Origin of the sequence: Psychrobacter sp. FME13, from assembly GCF_014861395.1 — a bacterium.
Lineage (GTDB): Bacteria > Pseudomonadota > Gammaproteobacteria > Pseudomonadales > Moraxellaceae > Psychrobacter.
The window spans coordinates 1-16,400 of sequence record NZ_RRYV01000008.1; the positions used below are offsets into that span (position 1 = coordinate 1).

A 16,400-nucleotide genomic window follows, 5' to 3' on the forward strand; every position below is an offset into this window, starting at 1 on the left:
GGTACTACGCTATGCTTTAGGTTGGCAATATATCTCTGGTTTTGCGTAAGTCCTATATAACTGTATTTAATATAATAATGCTAGGTAAGTGACGATGAATGATAATATGTATGTGACATCTATTAAAATATCCAGTTTGTCTCAAGATGGGAGTTTAAATGCGTATTGTAGTTTGTGATGATGAGCCACTAGCACGTGAGCGTTTGGTCCGCATTGTAAAAGAATCAGGTCATCAGGTGGTTGCTCAAGCAACAACAGGTACGGAAGCCATTATCGCCGTCAAAACTGAGCAGCCTGATATTATATTGTTAGATATTCGTATGCCTGAGATGGATGGAGTTCGCTGCGCGCAAGAGCTTGCGAGACTTGAACATCCGCCAGCGATTATATTCGTCACCGCTTATGATCATTATGCGATTGCAGCGCTAAAGGCCAATGCTATTGGTTATTTATTGAAACCAGCCAATAAAGACGAGTTGATAGAGGCGCTCGACAAAGCAAAAAATCTAAATGCGGCCCAATTGAATGAAATTCGTAAGCTCGAAGACCCAACTACGCGGCCAGTACGTGAGCATATCGCTGCTCGTACCCACCGAGGCGTTGAACTGATCAAAATCAAAGATATTTATTATTTTACTGCTGACCAAAAGTATGTCAAAGTACGCCACAAGGGCGGTATTGTACTTATTGATGAGACACTCAAAGAGCTGGAACAAGAGTTTGAAGATCGTTTATTTCGGGTGCATCGTAATGCCATTATCAACCTTAGCTATTTAGACTACTTAGAAACCTTGGATGCGGGGCAGTATCAGATACGCTTTAAAGGTATCGATGAAACATTGGCAGTGGGCCGTCGTCACTTGCCAGCGTTACGTGACAAGATTCAAAGTATGTAATTTATAAAAAAGTAAAATCGCAAGTTGGACTGGTACAGAGATGAAACCTATGTAAATCAAACCACTTGGCGCTAATGGCAAACCTTAGCTATTTTAGGCTATTTAGATCACTATTGATCGAATTGAGAACACAGCTTAATCACACCATATCATCAAACCCTTATTTATGCTTAAATAGGGGTGTTTTTTTGCGTCAGCAATTACTATAACTGGTTTATACCGTTCATCTTTGGTAGGAAATCTGCAGTAGGGTTTAGCACCGACATGGTTGGAACTAATATAAACAGCACCAAGATTATAGTATCTAACTTATTGAGGCCTTTTATGAGCAATTCACAGAAACCTGCATTGACCACATTAAATATTGCCACACGTCAGAGCCCTTTAGCACTATGGCAGGCTGAGCATATTCGTGATCGTCTATTAGAGATGTATCCTAATTTGACTGTTAACTTGCTAAAAATTGTCACTAAAGGTGATAAAATTTTGGATACACCATTGGCCAAAATTGGTGGCAAAGGTTTGTTTGTTAAAGAGCTTGAGCAAGCACTGTATAATAAACAAGCCGATATTGCTGTACATTCATTAAAAGACGTACCGATGCAACTTCCTGAAGGCTTGACACTCGGGGTTTATTGTAAACGAGCCTCACCAACGGACGCTTTTGTTTCTAATACTTATCATAATATTGATGAGTTACCACAAGGTGCTATTGTTGGTACATCAAGTTTGCGTCGTCAGTGTCAAATTAAAGCTTATCGCCCAGATTTGCAGATCAAAACCTTACGCGGTAACGTGGGTACTCGCCTGGGTAAACTAGATGCTGGTGAGTATGATGCTATTATACTCGCGACCAGTGGCTTGCAGCGTATTGAGTTGAACGAGCGCATACGCGGGGAGCTTGAGATTGATGCTTGCTTACCTGCAGTTGGCCAAGGCGCGCTGGCGATTGAGTGTCGTGAAGGCGATGAAGAGGTACTTAAACTACTTGCACCGTTGAATGATGACAAAGCCCGTATTCGCCTCATCGCTGAGCGTGCGTTAAACCGTCACCTAGAAGGTGGTTGCCAAGTTCCGATTGCAGCTTACGCTGTTTTACAGATGGCTGATGAAACCGATGCTAACAACGATGACAACGGTGATGATGGCAATAATGACGATGGTAATGTATTGTGGCTACGTGGTCGAGTAGGTCAAGCAGATGGTAGTGAACTGTTAAGAGCAGAAAAACGGGTCACATTAGTCGGCAGCCAAGAAGCACAAGAAACACAAGCCAATCAACTGGGTATTGATGTTGCAAAGCTATTGCTTGCTGATGGAGCTGGTGACATTTTGTCAGCGATTTATCACCCTGAATAACACGTCAATATTTTATTACCTTCACTATAGTTTCAGCATCAATAATGGTGAAACTATAGTCAGGTAAACTTCTTCACCGTTTGCCATGGTACGTCTATGTCATCAATGTTAAATCACGCCAATCCCACCTCTAATACTCAACCGTATAACAAGTCATCGCTACCGCAAATAATCATCAATACGCGGCCAGTAGAGCGTGCGGCAGCGCTGACGGAGCACCTAAAGACGGCAGGATTTAGTGTGATTGAGATACCAATGTTGGCGCTACAGTCACGGCCGATAACTGACCATGATATGGTACGGATGCGGCAATGGCTAGCAGGTGAGTATCAGGCATTGGTGATTGTCAGTCCAACTGCGGCAGCTTCGGGCCTAGCGGTTTGGCAAGCACTTGAATGTGAATACCATGTTCAGCAATCTCAGGAGAGTGGAGATGAGCGCAAAGAGGCAGAGCTTCAGGATTTAAGAGCGCCAAGCCATTTGATTGCTGTCGGTGAAGCAACTGCGACTGTATTAAATGATACCAATATTCGTGCATCAAATTATCAGGTGTTACAGCCTAGCGTTGCCAATAATGAGGGTATGTTAGCGATGCCTGAGATTGATCGTTTACAAGCAGGTGATAAACTGTTGATATGGCGTGGACTCGGTGGACGACGACTATTGGTGGATACGTTACAAGCGCGTGGTGTGCATATCGATAGTATCGCTTGGTATGAGCGCAAGATGCCTGTTGAGGCAAGCAGACAGTATCAGCAGTGGTTACAAGAATTTTCGACATATTGTTCAAGTCAAAACATAGCTCTATCGGAGCCGCCCAAGCCAATCGTTGTGATTAGCAGTGGCGCTGCTTTTGAGCATTGGACCGGTATTGTGCAAGATGCTCGCGACGAAGCGATCACGCTAGAGCTATCAGACTTTGAGTATGTCGTATTAGGTGAGCGCTTAGCCAATATGGTCGCAGCACAACAATTAAGCTATTGGCGTGTGGAAAACTTGGCGCCAGAAACTATTCTCGCTGCTATCAAGGTGCAGCCTCAATTTACTTAATGGTGACCTAAATTGCGAATTTTTTCAAATAGTTGGTTAATATTGCAATATTATCGACACTGTTTATCTGCTTTGGCTGTCATTTATCACTATCTTTAAAAGAAGATCACGGCTTAACAACAACATTTTATATTTATTTGCTTCACATGTATTTGAATTTATCAATAAAGGCACTGCCTGATGTCATTTAATCCTCAATCGTTACCTGATGAACCCTCCGCCACTCAACAGCGACAACAAGCGAACATGTTGTTGGTACGATTACAATGGCTGCTGATTTTGTTGCTTATCGCTGCATCATTTTGGTTATATATCAGTCAACAGCGTTTTCAGCAGAACATTAATGAGCGCCTACAAAGCAATGAGCAAATCGTTAGCCGTCTAAATGAGATGGATGATCGCTTATTTTCGATGAGTCAGCAGACGTTGCCAGAGGTTAGTAACAACGGTAGCAACCAAGCTCAAAATCAGTTGGATTTACTACGTATTCAACTCCGAGCTGTTGATAGACTATTGGTAGATAGTAACGATAGTGCCGCAATTGAGTTATTGCGAGGTCTACATTGGCAGCTCTCACAAAGCAGTAATGAAATTGCGCCAGCATTGACCATCGTTATCAAGCAAAACTTGATGAAAGATATCGAGCGTTTACAGGCAAGCAGTGCTCAACCCAACCCTTGGCAGCTACAAAACTTAGCCATCCAAAATATTCAAGATTTTTTGCAAAGCCGTGAACGTGTATCTAATACCTCCATGCAGACGAAGATTACCGATAATAATATAGGTCTCACGCGTACGCAGCTTACGATTCATGAAGTGATTATGACCCTGAATTTAGCGACTCAAGCCAGCAATATGCGTGAGCATGATCAACTTATAAGTTATTTGACGCAAGCGCGAACGCAGTTGCAGTTTTTAGTTCCTAGAAAACCAGCCGCACAAACTTCAGCCGTGCAAGGGTCAATAGATACAATAAAAACACCTAACGAAAATGATTTACAAACCAAATCAGCTCCTACGGATATTTCAGAAGTTTTAGACTGGTTGGATCAATTGATTGCCAAAGCACCGAAACCAACACCATTATTGACCACGCAAGTTTTGGACAACCCTTAGCACCGATAGGCGTTGTGTCCTTTTAAAAAGATGTATGGCTAATAATATAGAATTAAAAGTGAGCTATTATGACCAATACTAAAGAAACAGTGCCATCAACAGTCAGTAAGCGAGCAAAAAACATCCCTGCTGAGTTGGCACATTATTCGATTATTCATCATCAACCCATTCATTGGGGTGAAATGGATGCCTTTAATCATTTAAATAATGTCACTTATTATCGTTACTCTGAGTCAGCACGTATTGCTTATTTACAGGCATTGGGCATGTTTGACGGCAGTATGGTCACAGTATTAGCTCAGTCTAGCTGTCAATACTTGCGTCCAGTGACTTATCCAGATACTTTGCTCTTAGGCGTACGTTGTCAGCGCTTGGGTAGAACCAGTATCGTAATGGAATACAGCTATTACAGCACAGCCCAACAGGCAATCGTTGCCATTGCTGAAGCAGTTGTGGTACGTCTAGATAGTAATGGAAAGGATAAGTTGCCATGGACAGCCGAGGAGCGTGCGCGGCTATTAGCCTTAGAAGAAAAGGTGGGCCATACACCTGAGACTTAAAAGCATTAAAATATTGCTCTGTATAAGTACATGAGTTGAAATAATAAATAAAATCATCGAATACGAAAAAGGCATGCTAACGTTGGAGTAGCATGCCTTTTTATTTAAGCTTAAATGCTTGCATCAATGATGCAAACACATATTAGTCTTGCTGCGGTGCATGAACAAAATCAACCACATTTAAATCAAAACCTGATAATGCAAAAAACTTCATTGGTGATGACAATAGACGCATGTCACGAACACCTAAATGACGCAGTATCTGAGCGCCAACACCGATACTACGGTATGGTTGTTGCGTGATGGTAGATTGCGACTCATTGTCTGCAGCTTTATCTAATGCATCGCCGAGATCAACGGGTTGATTGTTACCAATCCAAACTAACACACCGCGCTCTGATGCATTAATCTCTTTTAGTGCCGACTGTACGCTCCAGCCACTACGACCAGTCATGTCATTTTTAGCGGCGAATAAATCACGCAATGGATGGAAGCCATGAACACGTACGGTGCTGACGCCTTCGCTGACATCGCCTTTTACCAACGCTAAATGTGTCTCTTCAGCACCAAACTCACGGAAACGATGCAAGGTAAAAGTACCGTGCTCAGTTTCAAACGGATATGACTCTACTTCTTCTACGGTTTGTTCATTTGCGATACGGTAGTTGATGAGTTCAGCAATTGTACCTATTTTGATGTCGTGTTCTTTTGCAAATACCTCTAGATCGTCACGGCGTGCCATCGTACCGTCGGCATTGATAATTTCTACAATAACTGCTGCTGGTTCAAGACCTGCCAATCGTGCCAAATCACAACCTGCTTCTGTGTGGCCAGCACGATGCAGAACGCCACCATTTTGTGCCATGATTGGAAAGATATGACCAGGTTGGACGATGTCTTCAGGTTTTGCTGAAGAAGAAACAGCCGCTTGAACCGTACGAGCACGGTCACCTGCCGAAATACCTGTGGTAACACCTTCTGCGGCCTCAATTGAGACGGTAAAGTTGGTGCTAAATTTTGCTTCATTGCGATCTGACATCAATGGCAGTGCCAACTGTTGGCAACGTGCTTGTGATAAGGTTAAGCAAACTAAGCCACGCGCATGGGTAATCATAAAGTTGATATCTTCAGGACGAACATGGGTCGCTGCCATGATGATATCGCCTTCATTTTCGCGGTCTTCATCATCCATCAAGATGACCATTTTTCCAGCACGAATATCTTCGATAATCTCAGGAATCGTATTTAAACTCATAGTAAATCTCAATATTTTATTATTTATAGATAGGTGTGATTTGGAATCTAAAGCATTATCTATCTATTAGAGCAGTAGATAATACAAAGCGCTGTTACGGTCAAGCAAAGCGCGCTATAAGCAATATCATTTGATATAAAGGTGACTCACTTAATTGCTTGTATAGTTCATTATGAGGTTATTTTAACGCTTTTCATCACAACGTGCTGAGGCATCTTCCCACTATATCGTTCAGTCTATCAAAAATAGTCATAAGTATTATCAATAATCACTACTATTCAGGCATTAAAGAGCACGTTACATAATAAGATGGCACGTCTATACGTGGTTAGTCATTACTTGCTGCTTGGCTTTTTAGCCAATCCATAAATTGTTTGCTATGTTGTTCTCGCTGATTGTCTGCAAACTCGTAAAAGCTTGTGCCCATTAATTTCTCTGGCAAATAAGATTGCGGATAATAATGATGGGGATAGTCATGGGGATAGACGTAATCTTGACCATAGCCTTGATTACGCATCAGCTTGGTCACACCATTGCGTAGATGGAGCGGCACAGGAGAGGAATCATTTTCTGCCAACGCCATCGCTGCATTGATAGCTTTATAAGTGCTATTGCTTTTGGCACTGGTTGCCAGATAAACCACCACTTGGCCCAATATAATACGTGATTCTGGCATACCAATTGATTGCACACTGCGCAATGCTGCATCAGCAAGGAGGAGGGCATTAGGATTGGCATTACCGATATCTTCACTGGCCAAAATAACTAAGCGCCGTGCGATAAAGTCAGCAGGCTCGCCACCTACCAGCATCCGCGCCATCCAGTATAAGGCAGCATCTGGATCTGAGCCGCGTATAGATTTTATCATCGCTGAGACGATATCGTAATGTTGCTCGCCATCTTTGTCGTAGCGTACTAGCGCGGTCTGAGCGACACGAGCGACCAACTCATCATCGATGATGACGGTTGACTGATTGGTATCCGCTGTTTGAGTGGCAAGCTCTAATAAGTTTAATGCCTTTCGAGCATCACCATGTGCCAGTTGGCTGATCGTATCTTGTGCCCGCAAATCAATCGTTAGTTCTTTAAGGATAGTATCTTCTGAAATAGCCCGCTGTAATACCGCACTTATTTGCTCTGGTGTCAGTGGTTCCAAACGATACACTTGGCAACGTGATAACAGCGCATTATTGACACTGAACGAGGGGTTTTCAGTGGTAGCGCCAATCAAGGTGATGTCACCGGCCTCTACGGCACCTAGCAATGCATCTTGTTGAGCTTTATTAAAACGATGAATTTCATCAATAAATACTACAGGAGACTCAAAGCCGAGCGAGTCTTTGTTATCTAATACCTCACGTAACTGTTTAACACCAGTATTTAGCGCAGATAATGCATGAAAAGGTCTACCTACAGCATTCGCCAATAGCATGGCAATAGTAGTTTTACCAATACCTGCTTCGCCATGCAAAATAATCGATGGCAGATGTCCTTGTTCGACCAAACATCGTAATGGTGCCCCTACCGCTAGTAAATGCTCTTGACCAATAATAGCAGTAAGGCGACTAGGACGCATGCGCTGGGCAAGTGGTGTGTCGGCGTGAAAGTTAGGTGGCATAAGGCTCTCTATTACAAAGGAATGTTTGAATGACTATATAACGATCGGTTTTTCAAGATGCTAGCGGTTTGGAAAATGATATTTGGCACGTATCGTGCACGCTACAAGCTATCATAGGCTAATGTTAATGAAAGCTCGCTAAGTGTACAGCTTATGTCCCAAACGCTTTGGTTTTTAGAGTTTATCCCTATTAACAGCTTAGCCACATTGATGAGCAGAATTAATAAATACTGTTCATCAAGCATAATTTATTAGAAATAGCCTATCAAGCATAAGGTATTAGATTAATGATGTCTCAATCGATATTTAAGCGTTTTTCAAATCGATATTTAGCTAGCAGTGCAAAACAGTCTTCACGTCTATTGACCGTTAGTGAGGTAGCACTGGCCCGTTCGGTTTTTGGTAACAGTATCAATCTCGATGAGGTTCAGCTTAAGACCGCGTGGTGGGTACTAAAGAACTATGCCGTCAGTCCCAATGGCAATATTTATTTTCATCCAGCAGATTGGATTACGGATTTTAGCAAGGCTTCATTGGGTAAGCAAAGCTGGTTGATACACGAGTTAACCCATGTATGGCAGTTACAGCAAGGTATAAAAGTAGTGCGTGGAGCGCTTATTGATCGTCGTTATGATTATGTACTTGAGATAGGCAAGCCTTTTTTTAAGTATGGTATCGAACAGCAGGCGCGTATGGTGCAGGATTATTTTATTCGTCATCAGCGTAAACAGGACTGCCAAGCATTAGAAGCCTGTATTCCATTTTTGACCGTAAACCCTATCGCACAAAAACCTCGTACCGATAGTTCATTGATAGTTTAGCTTTTAATATTTTGTGCTAATAAGGATGTCTCATCTCATGATCAATTTTTTTCCAGCAAAGCTTGCTATTAATGCTCGCCCTCCTACGACTTTACTTATGGCGACACTAACGGGAATGCTGTTTTTGGCAGGTTGTCAGCAGCAGTCGGAAACTCAGCCTATATTGGAGGACGGTCAGACCAGTGCACAGGAAAATGCCAAAGACAATGAACCCATGCCGCAGAGTGAGTCAGCTGCTGCCAGAATAGCGCAATATCAGCCCATTTACGTGACACAAATGCAGGGGTTACAGCGCCGCTTACAGGCGGAGTATGAGTCATTACAAGCGGCTGATGCCTCAGAAAATCCAGACTCGCTACTAAATCCTGACACCAGTTCTGCTAAGGCCAACGATACCGTTGATGATAGTAAAAATAAAGTGGCCAGTGTAGATATAGTAGAGACAACACCTACTAAGTCGGTAGATTCTACTGTAGGAGATAGCGAGACTGCGCCGCTTGCTGATATTAATACCAGTACCGAGGTGGGTGAGCGTGACTTAACGGTTTTAAAGCGTATCAGTCTCGAACCGCGCAAGCCTGTATTGCTAACAGAAGAGCAAATCATTGAAAGCTATCAACAAGCGATGGATACGCTTTACCAACCTGTGACCACATCACTGAACGCAGAAGATGTGAATACACTCATCAATATTGCGACATTGGTGCCACAGTTGTTTGAAAGCGCAGAAATTGCGGGGCGAGTCAGTGCAAAGAGTCCTGCGTTGGCACGTCTGATCATTCAGCATCAGGTGTGGGAACAGATAGAGGCCCAGCAGGTCATTGATATGCAGCAGATGAAAGCTGATCAGCAAGAGGAGTTTGAAACACTCATGACCAAATTCAACGAAACGATTGAAGGCTATGATGAGCAAATTGCCAAATATGAGCAAACATTAGAATCATTTAAATAAAAGTTGCTAGCCATTCAGAAAAGTCCTAAAGCATAAAAAATCCCGCACGATGGCGGGATTTTTTATGCAATAAAGAGGCCTTTACTTATTTACGGTCTGCAACTTCAACGAAGTCACGATGCGTTTCACCAGTGTATAACTGACGTGGACGACCGATTTTGAACGGAGTGCTGTGCATCTCTAACCAATGGCTGATCCAACCAGAAGTACGAGCTAGTGAGAAGATCACTGTAAACATTGACGTTGGAATACCAATGGCTTTTAAGATAATGCCAGAGTAAAAATCAACGTTTGGATATAGGTTACGCTCAACGAAGAACGGATCTTCTAATGCAATTTTTTCAAGCGCCATTGCTAGTTCAAGCTTAGGATCGTTGATACCAAGCGCGCCTAATACTTCATCACAAGTCTCTTTCATAACCTGTGCACGTGGATCAAAGTTTTTGTAGACACGATGGCCAAAGCCCATAAGCTTCACTTCACGGCTCTTCACTTTTTCCATGAATGCAGGTACATTTTCAACAGTACCGATTTCATCTAGCATCTCAAGAACAGCTTCGTTGGCGCCGCCATGTGATGGTCCCCAAAGAGCAGCGATACCAGCAGCGATACAAGCATAAGGGTTTGCACCAGTAGAACCTGCTAGACGTACAGTAGATGTTGACGCATTTTGTTCGTGGTCAGCATGCAATGTAAAGATCTTGTCCATGGCGCGAGTGATGACATCGTTGGTTTGATAGTCAACATCCGCAGGTGTTGCAAACATCATGTACAAGAAGTTTTCAGCGTAGTTAAAGTCGTTACGCGGATACATAAACGGTTCGCCCTGTGAGTATTTATAACTCATTGCGGCAAGCGTTGGCATCTTAGCGATTAGACGGATAGCTGTGATTTCGCGGTGCTCTTCGTTGCTCACGTCTAAGTTGTCGTGATAGAACGCAGATAAGGCACCAACGACACCTACCATAATAGCCATTGGATGCGCATCACGGCGGAAACCTTCAAAGAACTTACGTAGTTGATCGTGAACGCCTGTATGTTTACGGATTTTTTCAAAAAAATCTGCTTTTTGTTCAGCGTTCGGTAGGTCGCCATGAATTAAGGCGTAAGCAACTTCTAGATATTCAGCATTGTTTGCTAACTGATCGATAGGGTAGCCGCGGTGTAATAACTCGCCTTTGCCACCATCAATATAAGTAATCTTTGATTCAACAGGGGCAGTTACTTTAAAACCAGGGTCATAAGACCAAAATTCTGAGCCTTGTAGAGCAGCAATGTCGATAACTGGGCGCCCTAAAGTACCTTTAATAATAGGCAGTTCGTATTCGTCATCATTGACGGTTAGTTTGGCATTGTTGTCAGCCATAAATTGCTCTCCATTGTTTTAGCTTGTTAGAATAAAATTATTACGGACGCATACCCTCGCGTCATCGTCAGTCAAATGCTCAAAATACATCTAACTCATTTAATACGCAGAGTATATTAGCAGTAATTCCCTGTGATTTGAAAAGACTTTTACTATCAATACTGCTCATTCGTACCGTTTAGCCGCGTTTATCCCCTGTAATTTTTGTATCAAAATATGTCCAATAAGTAATTTGGTGTCAAAAACCCTTTTTTATAAAAAGCAATAATTCTCATTAACATTATAATATTAAAGCGTTTTTGGCAAGATTACTGACCAAAAAAATTAGGTCTATTGACTATAAAACAGACAGAGTATGAACGAACGACTATTGAGTTTGAGTTTTTGGTGCATAAGAAGTGAGTAATATTAATGAATTCATATTGCAAATAGCCAGCTTTTTGTTAATTCATCACTAATAATCAGTATTTAGGGGATAAATTTGTAATTAGTGCTCAGGCATTTTATAATTAGAGGGATTTAACTGGCACTAGCTTTGCGCAGATTAAGCGATAATCTTAGTTGAGTAATCTGTAAAGTTTTGCTTTACTCATGCTTTATTACGATTGGATAACCAGCTTATAGACCAAAACCAGCCTGTCGTTTGGATATTTTTGTTAATTGTTCTATCTTTAAACAGCCAATAATAAAGTTTATCTTAACAAAAGTGATACCATAGAGATGACACAATGGCGTTATCTTTTTTTTGTTAATGGCAATCAGTAAAAATAGAATAGTTAATCGATTTATCAAACGCCTCATCTTTACTGTCAGAACGTCAGTAAAAATTTTATTGATGAGGGGATGCATTAGCTCAATGAGCTATGTTGGATCGTCTATATAGTATAAAACGTATTATAGTATAAGACGTATTCGCCTTCTAACTTTAGCGCAAATTAAACTACGTCAGCTAGCCCTTCCTTACTTTATTCGTCTCATGTGTTGCTCGTTGCTTTATATAATATTTATATAAAGCATTGATAGCAGATACAGGAGTATAACCGCAAAAAGGATGCCCGCTGTGAAAAGCAACCGACCTATTGATCTGCCTTTAAGCCAAGTGATTAGCGTTAATCGCTCACCGATCGCAATTGCTTCAATCTTGCATCGTATATCTGGCATTATTTTATTTTTATTGATTCCCGTCATGCTATGGCTCCTGCAGAACTCACTGGCATCGCCTGAGAGTTTTGAGACCGTATTTGACAACGTACTCGTGCGCTTTTTAGCATGGATATTTGTTGCCGCGATTGCTTATCACTTTGTGATGGGCATCAAACACTTATTCGCTGACATGGGCATGAACGAAGAGCTAAAATCTGGCCGTGCCGCTTCTAAGGTCAGTTTTGTGATTGCAGCGATTCTAATTGTCGCGTCATTTGTATGGGTGATGTTCTAATGATTAAAAATGATTCAGGAATAAAAAGTGCTACTGGTCTGACCGGCTCAGGCTCACGTGATTGGATTATCCAGCGTATCAGCGCTGTTGTTTTAGCCGTTTATAGTGTGGTGTTGTTGGGCTTCTTTTTGACCCATGGCGATGTCACTTATCTTGAGTGGTCATCATTTATGACTAGCTTGCCTATGCGTTTATTCAGCTTAGTTGCTGTACTTGCATTGGCTGGTCATGCTTGGGTAGGTATGTGGACAGTATTTACTGACTATATTACCACTGGCAAATTAGGCTCAGGCGCAGCAAGTTTACGTTTAGTGCTACAGTCATTAATGATTATCGCTATTTTAGTCTTTCTATTTTGGGGTATCATGATTTTTTGGGGTAGTGGATTCGGTGTAGTCGCCGTTTAACCCAATAATTTATACCTTTACTATCTATAACAATAGCGGGTGTGCTCAGCAACACTATTGGCTGCTGAATGATTTAAAAGCCATCCGTTATAGCCAATAATAGTCATAGCATTGGGCAGTTTCTGACTTAAGCGGTCATTTAAAGACAGCCAATCAATTTGAAAGTAAAAGAAACTAGCCTAATATAACGATAGATATGCAAATTAAGTGGCCAAAAGTTGTTTGCGTCATCCTATTAAGTAATCGCATTTAATGGCTGAATAAATATGACATTCAGCCCTGTAATAAGATGATGCTTGATACAGCTTTTTTATTTAATTCTAAGCATTAACAGGCATTAGGAAAACCGTAATGGCAACTAGACAAGATAATACCATTAGTAACATTAAGACCCTAAACTACGATGCAGTCATCGTTGGTGGGGGCGGCTCAGGTATGCGTGCTTCACTACATTTGGCTGAAGCAGGTATGAAGGTTGCAGTCTTGACCAAAGTATTCCCAACCCGTTCGCACACTGTTGCGGCTCAGGGCGGTATTGGTGCAAGCTTGGGTAACATGAGCAACGACAACTGGCACTTTCACTTTTATGACACCGTCAAAGGGTCAGATTGGTTAGGTGACCAAGACGCGATTGAGTACATGTGCCGTGAGGCGCCAAAAGTCGTTTATGAGCTTGAGCACATGGGTATGCCGTTTGACCGTAACGAAGATGGCACGATTTATCAGCGTCCATTTGGCGGTCATACGTCGAATTATGGCGAAAAAGCCGTTCAACGTGCATGTGCTGCTGCTGACCGTACAGGTCACGCGCTACTACATACTTTGTATCAAAAAAACCTAGAGCAAGGTACTGAGTTTTTCATTGAGTGGATTGCGCTTGATTTGATCAAAGATGAAGCTGGTAACATCAATGGTGTTATCGCACTTGAGCAAGAAACAGGTACTATCGCTGTATTCCAGTCACCGATTACTGTTCTAGCGACAGGTGGTGCAGGTCGTATCTTTGCCGCTTCTACCAACGCTTATATTAATACTGGCGACGGTATTGGCATGGCGGTTCGTGCAGGTATTCCATTACAAGATATGGAGTTCTGGCAGTTCCATCCAACGGGTGTTCATGGTGCAGGTGTACTATTGACTGAAGGTTGCCGTGGTGAAGGGGCTATCTTGCGTAACAAAGATGGCGAAGCCTTTATGGAGCGTTATGCACCTACTGTAAAAGATTTGGCGCCACGTGATCTCGTATCACGCTCTATGGACCAAGAAATCAAAGAAGGCCGTGGTTGTGGTCCTAATGCTGACCATATCGTCATGGATATGACGCATTTAGGGGTAGATACCATCATGAAACGTCTACCATCTGTATTTGAAATTGGCAGAAACTTCGCCAACGTAGACATCACTAAAGAGCCTATCCCAGTTATTCCAACTATTCACTACATGATGGGCGGTATTCCAACGACGATTCATGGTCAAGTAGTTACACCTGACTTAGAAGCTGGTACTGATGAAGAAGGCTTGTATACGAAAGGCAATGTCGTTAAGGGTCTTTACGCAATCGGTGAGTGTGCTTGTGTGAGTGTGCACGGTGCCAACCGTTTAGGTACTAACTCTTTACTTGATTTAGTTGTATTTGGTCGTGCTGCTGGTAAGCACATCGTTGATGAGTTCCACCATGCAGACCATAACTACAAACCATTAGATCCACGTGTGCTTGATTTCACTATGCGTCGTCTAGACAAGTTGCAGCAATCTACTGAAGGTTATAACGCGCAAGAAGTGGCTGATGAGATTCGTGCAACAATGCAAACACATGCTAGCGTATTCCGTACGCAAGCTATTATGGACGAAGGCGTTAAAAAGATTTTAGCGCTAGGTGATAAAATCGACCAAATTCATTTGGCTGATAAATCACAAGTCTTTAATACCGCTCGTATCGAGGCGTTTGAAGTCGCTAACTTGTATGAAGTAGCAAAAGCAACAATGATATCAGCAGCGATGCGCCACGAAAGCCGCGGTGCTCATAGTGTGTCTGATTATGATCGTCCAGAAGATGATGATTATGCGCCAAATGGTCGTAATGATCATGACTGGATGAAGCATACCTTGTGGTATTCTGAAGGCAATCGTGTTGTTTATAAGCCAGTCCGCAAAGTACCATTAACCGTTGACTATATCGAGCCAAAGGTCCGTGTCTATTAATTTTAGATATGACGTATGATATAACGCAGCAGCGTTAATGTTTTATTCTTTATTAACTTATTAAAAAGGTGACCGCTAGCTACATGCACCTGCCAGCGCTATTAGGCTATTAATCGATATTTGATATTACATATCATTATAGATTGATAGCTAGTGTTATTATGTTGCAACCTATGTATGCCCGCCATCACCTATGTGTGGAGTTTAGCATTATGAGCCGAGGTACTCGCACCATCGAAATCTATCGCTACGATCCTGATGTGGACGCAGCGCCACGCATGCAAACTTATACGATTGAGTTACTAGACTCAGATCGCATGTTGCTTGACGTGTTATTACGTCTTAAAAAGGAAGATGAGACTATTACCTTCCGTCGCTCTTGCCGTGAAGGCATTTGTGGCTCTGATGGCATGAACATCAACGGCAAAAATGGTTTAGCATGTCTAATTAACATGAATACTTTGCCAGAAAAAGTAACGGTTCGTCCTTTACCTGGTTTGCCGGTAGTTCGTGATTTGGTTGTTGATATGAACCAATTCTATGAGCAATATGAAAAAGTACATCCGTACTTAATCAATGATCAGCCAGCACCGCCGACAGAGCGTTTGCAGTCACCTGAACAGCGTGAAAAACTAAACGGCTTATACGAATGTATCCTATGTGCTTGCTGCTCAACCAGTTGCCCATCATTTTGGTGGAATCCTGATAAATTCCTAGGTCCATCAGCACTATTGCATGCTTATCGTTTCGTGGCTGATAGTCGTGATGGTGATACTCAAGCTCGTTTGGCTCGTTTAGATGATCCATTCAGTTTATTCCGTTGCCGTGGCATCATGAACTGTGTGTCAGTTTGTCCAAAAGGATTGAATCCTACCAAAGCAATTGGTCATCTACGTAATATGTTGATTGACCAAGCAGGTTAATCGTTTATAATTGCATGGTTTTTTGCAGATACTGCATAAAAAACACCACCTAATGATTAGGTGGTGTTTTTTATGCGTATAGTTTAGAGATGGTTTGATATTTCATACTCAGATTTAGGGCAGGGCCTAGAGCTGAGAAAATGATAAATTACTAAAGGTAAGGCTGTGCTAACAATACGTTGGCTGTGTGTAAGAAATCATGATATATACATAGGCAAACTATATAATTAGCGTTATCGGTAAGCACTCATTAAGAGATATTGGTTAATTTAGATGTTAGAATAGTGCATGGTTATATACGGACGATATTGTGATGAACAAATATCAGTCATGCATGCTTTCCGGTGCTAGGACAAGCCCTAGTAATAAAGTACCAAAACATCTTAAAAATCATGATAAAGTTATTATCAGGTGGCTGAAGTGATAATAGTTATTCA

Annotated in this window: 14 protein-coding genes; 11 read left to right on the forward strand and 3 right to left on the reverse strand. The window is 42.0% G+C overall.

Translation table 11 applies throughout. From position 1 onward, the window contains the following. The first annotated feature begins 158 nt into the window (after nucleotides 1-158). The 5 genes from EI164_RS02205 (at nucleotide 159) to EI164_RS02225 (ending at nucleotide 4,981) form a co-directional block, all read left to right on the forward strand. Complete coding sequence (locus EI164_RS02205) at nucleotides 159-896, forward strand: LytR/AlgR family response regulator transcription factor (protein ID WP_192518369.1); 738 nt, start codon at nucleotides 159-161, stop codon at nucleotides 894-896. 324 nt (nucleotides 897-1,220) lie between these two features. Continuing rightward, nucleotides 1,221-2,255 carry a hydroxymethylbilane synthase gene (gene hemC, locus EI164_RS02210; protein WP_192518370.1) on the forward strand — a complete coding sequence of 345 codons (1,035 nt, stop codon included), beginning with the start codon at nucleotides 1,221-1,223 and terminating at the stop codon, nucleotides 2,253-2,255. 96 nt (nucleotides 2,256-2,351) lie between these two features. After that, nucleotides 2,352-3,305, forward strand: a complete 954-nt coding sequence (locus tag EI164_RS02215; RefSeq protein ID WP_225739069.1) for a uroporphyrinogen-III synthase — start codon at nucleotides 2,352-2,354, stop codon at nucleotides 3,303-3,305. 180 nt (nucleotides 3,306-3,485) lie between these two features. After that, nucleotides 3,486-4,421 (forward strand): hypothetical protein, encoded by a 936-nt coding sequence (locus tag EI164_RS02220; RefSeq protein ID WP_192518371.1) that lies wholly within the window; start codon nucleotides 3,486-3,488, stop codon nucleotides 4,419-4,421. A gap of 68 nt (nucleotides 4,422-4,489) precedes the next feature. Beyond that, nucleotides 4,490-4,981: an acyl-CoA thioesterase gene (locus EI164_RS02225; RefSeq protein ID WP_192518372.1), complete on the forward strand. Its 492-nt coding sequence runs from the start codon at nucleotides 4,490-4,492 to the stop codon at nucleotides 4,979-4,981. Between the two features lie 142 nt (nucleotides 4,982-5,123). Here EI164_RS02225 and ribBA read toward each other — a convergent pair whose 3' ends face one another. Both ribBA and EI164_RS02235 read right to left on the reverse strand, forming a co-directional pair. After that, entirely contained in the window at nucleotides 5,124-6,236 is a 1,113-nt protein-coding gene (ribBA, locus tag EI164_RS02230) for a bifunctional 3,4-dihydroxy-2-butanone-4-phosphate synthase/GTP cyclohydrolase II (RefSeq protein WP_192518373.1), read from the reverse strand. A 328-nt stretch (nucleotides 6,237-6,564) separates the two neighbouring features. Next, entirely contained in the window at nucleotides 6,565-7,854 is a 1,290-nt protein-coding gene (locus tag EI164_RS02235) for a replication-associated recombination protein A (RefSeq protein ID WP_192518374.1), read from the reverse strand. A 290-nt stretch (nucleotides 7,855-8,144) separates the two neighbouring features. Here EI164_RS02235 and EI164_RS02240 point away from each other — a divergent pair, with 290 nt between their 5' ends. Continuing rightward, nucleotides 8,145-8,675, forward strand: a complete 531-nt coding sequence (locus EI164_RS02240) for a type IV secretion protein Rhs (RefSeq protein WP_192518407.1) — start codon at nucleotides 8,145-8,147, stop codon at nucleotides 8,673-8,675. Between the two features lie 37 nt (nucleotides 8,676-8,712). Then, nucleotides 8,713-9,627, forward strand: coding sequence for a hypothetical protein (locus tag EI164_RS02245; protein WP_192518375.1), 915 nt, complete (start codon nucleotides 8,713-8,715; stop codon nucleotides 9,625-9,627). Between the two features lie 85 nt (nucleotides 9,628-9,712). On the opposite strand, the gene gltA is transcribed toward EI164_RS02245, so the two are convergent. Beyond that, nucleotides 9,713-10,993 (reverse strand): citrate synthase, encoded by a 1,281-nt coding sequence (gltA, locus tag EI164_RS02250; protein WP_192518376.1) that lies wholly within the window; start codon nucleotides 10,991-10,993, stop codon nucleotides 9,713-9,715. A 1,051-nt stretch (nucleotides 10,994-12,044) separates the two neighbouring features. Between gltA and sdhC the strand changes: the two genes are divergently transcribed. From sdhC to EI164_RS02270, 4 genes are all read left to right on the forward strand, one after another. Beyond that, a complete protein-coding gene (gene sdhC / locus EI164_RS02255; RefSeq protein WP_075101402.1) occupies nucleotides 12,045-12,431 on the forward strand; it encodes a succinate dehydrogenase, cytochrome b556 subunit in 387 nt (128 codons plus the stop codon). Between the two features lie 2 nt (nucleotides 12,432-12,433). Further along, the gene (gene sdhD / locus EI164_RS02260) at nucleotides 12,434-12,838 is read left to right on the forward strand and encodes a succinate dehydrogenase, hydrophobic membrane anchor protein (protein WP_318779507.1); all 405 of its coding nucleotides are present in this window, start codon (nucleotides 12,434-12,436) and stop codon (nucleotides 12,836-12,838) included. A 351-nt stretch (nucleotides 12,839-13,189) separates the two neighbouring features. Further along, nucleotides 13,190-15,040, forward strand: coding sequence for a succinate dehydrogenase flavoprotein subunit (gene sdhA / locus EI164_RS02265; RefSeq protein WP_192518378.1), 1,851 nt, complete (start codon nucleotides 13,190-13,192; stop codon nucleotides 15,038-15,040). Nucleotides 15,041-15,252: 212 nt separating this feature from the next. Continuing rightward, a complete protein-coding gene (locus EI164_RS02270; RefSeq protein ID WP_192518379.1) occupies nucleotides 15,253-15,963 on the forward strand; it encodes a succinate dehydrogenase iron-sulfur subunit in 711 nt (236 codons plus the stop codon). Nucleotides 15,964-16,400 lie beyond the last annotated feature (437 nt).

Coding starts and splice junctions, on each gene's coding strand:
- EI164_RS02205 (WP_192518369.1), top strand. CDS start 159: ATGCGTATTGTAGTTTGTGATGATGAGCCACTAGCACGTGAGCGTTTG.
- hemC (WP_192518370.1), top strand. CDS start 1,221: ATGAGCAATTCACAGAAACCTGCATTGACCACATTAAATATTGCCACA.
- EI164_RS02215 (WP_225739069.1), top strand. CDS start 2,352: ATGTCATCAATGTTAAATCACGCCAATCCCACCTCTAATACTCAACCG.
- EI164_RS02220 (WP_192518371.1), top strand. CDS start 3,486: ATGTCATTTAATCCTCAATCGTTACCTGATGAACCCTCCGCCACTCAA.
- EI164_RS02225 (WP_192518372.1), top strand. CDS start 4,490: ATGACCAATACTAAAGAAACAGTGCCATCAACAGTCAGTAAGCGAGCA.
- ribBA (WP_192518373.1), bottom strand. CDS start 6,236: ATGAGTTTAAATACGATTCCTGAGATTATCGAAGATATTCGTGCTGGA.
- EI164_RS02235 (WP_192518374.1), bottom strand. CDS start 7,854: ATGCCACCTAACTTTCACGCCGACACACCACTTGCCCAGCGCATGCGT.
- EI164_RS02240 (WP_192518407.1), top strand. CDS start 8,145: ATGTCTCAATCGATATTTAAGCGTTTTTCAAATCGATATTTAGCTAGC.
- EI164_RS02245 (WP_192518375.1), top strand. CDS start 8,713: ATGATCAATTTTTTTCCAGCAAAGCTTGCTATTAATGCTCGCCCTCCT.
- gltA (WP_192518376.1), bottom strand. CDS start 10,993: ATGGCTGACAACAATGCCAAACTAACCGTCAATGATGACGAATACGAA.
- sdhC (WP_075101402.1), top strand. CDS start 12,045: ATGCCCGCTGTGAAAAGCAACCGACCTATTGATCTGCCTTTAAGCCAA.
- sdhA (WP_192518378.1), top strand. CDS start 13,190: ATGGCAACTAGACAAGATAATACCATTAGTAACATTAAGACCCTAAAC.
- EI164_RS02270 (WP_192518379.1), top strand. CDS start 15,253: ATGAGCCGAGGTACTCGCACCATCGAAATCTATCGCTACGATCCTGAT.